At 59.3% G+C, this 462-nt stretch carries 1 protein-coding gene; it reads left to right on the plus strand.

Annotated elements, in window-relative coordinates; translation table 11 throughout:
* Positions 1–297: sigma factor-like helix-turn-helix DNA-binding protein (locus tag AACY52_RS30925; protein ID WP_339561485.1), on the plus strand; the 297-nt coding region annotated here is incomplete at its 5' end.
* Between the last annotated feature and the right edge of the window lie 165 nt (positions 298–462).

The following is a 462-nucleotide window of genomic DNA, read 5'->3' on the forward strand; positions in this document are numbered from 1 at the left end:
CAAAGAGTGCGTCAGCTCTTCATCTTCAGTGCCGCCACGTCCGACGACGAAATTGAACAGGTCCCAGACGACGCACCTTCGGCTCATGCCAGCGCAGCTTCGAAGATGGAACTCGAAAAACTCTCGACTGCGATCTCTGCCTTGCCATCTTCGTTGCGAGAGGTTCTGCTGCTCCGCACCGTCGAAGGGTTGAACCAATCGGAAGCTGCGTTGGCACTTTCGATCAGCGGGAAGGCTGTCGAGACGCGGCTGTACCGCGCTCGCGTCCGACTTGCTGAAATCTTGGCCGACATTTGAGGGGTGCGCCGCGCTCGTGCGTAAGGATGAGAGAGATACCGCGCTCGAGCCTCGCCGTGGACAAGAGGGTGCTGAACAATGAACAAGGAGATTATATGCCCCCGGTATTGAACCGCCGCGATCTGTTCCGCGGTGCCGCGCTGACCGGCGGTGGCCTGGCATTGT

This window comes from Pseudomonas sp. EA_65y_Pfl1_P113 (genome assembly GCF_963970525.1).
Classification (GTDB): Bacteria; Pseudomonadota; Gammaproteobacteria; order Pseudomonadales; family Pseudomonadaceae; genus Aquipseudomonas; species Aquipseudomonas tritici.